Below are 1,439 nucleotides of genomic sequence, written 5' to 3'. Positions count from 1 at the left end.
GAGTAATACTTGGGTATCTGCCCGATAGTGGGGGACAACACGGGGAAACTCGTGCTAATACCGCATACGTCCTACGGGAGAAAGCAGGCTTAGGCTTGCGCTATCGGATGAGCCCAAGTCGGATTAGCTAGTTGGTGAGGTAAAGGCTCACCAAGGCGACGATCCGTAACTGGTCTGAGAGGATGATCAGTCACACCGGGACTGAGACACGGCCCGGACTCCTACGGGAGGCAGCAGTGGGGAATATTGGACAATGGGGGCAACCCTGATCCAGCCATGCCGCGTGTGTGAAGAAGGCCTTAGGGTTGTAAAGCACTTTCAGTGAGGAGGAAAAGTTAGTGGTTAATACCCACTAGCCGTGACGTTACTCACAGAAGAAGCACCGGCAAACTCCGTGCCAGCAGCCGCGGTAATACGGAGGGTGCGAGCGTTAATCGGAATTACTGGGCGTAAAGCGCGCGTAGGCGGTTTGTTAAGCCGGTTGTGAAAGCCCTAGGCTCAACCTAGGAACTGCACCCGGAACTGGCAAGCTAGAGTACAGTAGAGGAAGGTGGAATTCCACGTGTAGCGGTGAAATGCGTAGATATGTGGAGGAACATCAGTGGCGAAGGCGGCCTTCTGGACTGATACTGACGCTGAGGTGCGAAAGCGTGGGGAGCAAACAGGATTAGATACCCTGGTAGTCCACGCCGTAAACGATGTCAACTAGTTGTTGGAACCCTTGAGGTTTTAGTAACGCAGCTAACGCATTAAGTTGACCGCCTGGGGAGTACGGCCGCAAGGTTAAAACTCAAATGAATTGACGGGGGCCCGCACAAGCGGTGGAGCATGTGGTTTAATTCGATGCAACGCGAAGAACCTTACCTACTCTTGACATCCAGAGAATTTGCTAGAGATAGCTTAGTGCCTTCGGGAACTCTGAGACAGGTGCTGCATGGCTGTCGTCAGCTCGTGTTGTGAAATGTTGGGTTAAGTCCCGTAACGAGCGCAACCCCTATCCTTATTTGCCAGCGAGTTAAGTCGGGAACTCTAAGGAGACTGCCGGTGACAAACCGGAGGAAGGTGGGGATGACGTCAAGTCATCATGGCCCTTACGAGTAGGGCTACACACGTGCTACAATGGTTGGTACAGCAGGTTGCTAACCCGCGAGGGGGCGCTAATCCGTCAAAACCGATCGTAGTCCGGATCGCAGTCTGCAACTCGACTGCGTGAAGTCGGAATCGCTAGTAATCGCGGATCAGAATGCCGCGGTGAATACGTTCCCGGGCCTTGTACACACCGCCCGTCACACCATGGGAGTTGATTGCACCAGAAGTAGCTAGCTTAACCTTCGGGAGGGCGGTTACCACGGTGTGGTTAATGACTGGGGTGAAGTCGTAACAAGGTAGCCGTAGGGGAACCTGCGGCTGGATCACCTCCTTATCGACAAATCCAAGTC

General features: G+C 53.7%; 1 rRNA gene. It reads left to right on the top strand.

The features are described from left to right. A 16S ribosomal RNA gene (locus tag H571_RS0100075) occupies positions 1-1,423 on the top strand; the annotation flags it as partial. Positions 1,424-1,439: the final 16 nt, after the last annotated feature.

Origin of the sequence: Marinospirillum minutulum DSM 6287, assembly GCF_000422325.1 — a bacterium.
Taxonomy (GTDB): Bacteria; Pseudomonadota; Gammaproteobacteria; order Pseudomonadales; family Halomonadaceae; genus Marinospirillum; species Marinospirillum minutulum.
This window is presented reverse-complemented; position numbering and strand designations above follow the sequence as displayed.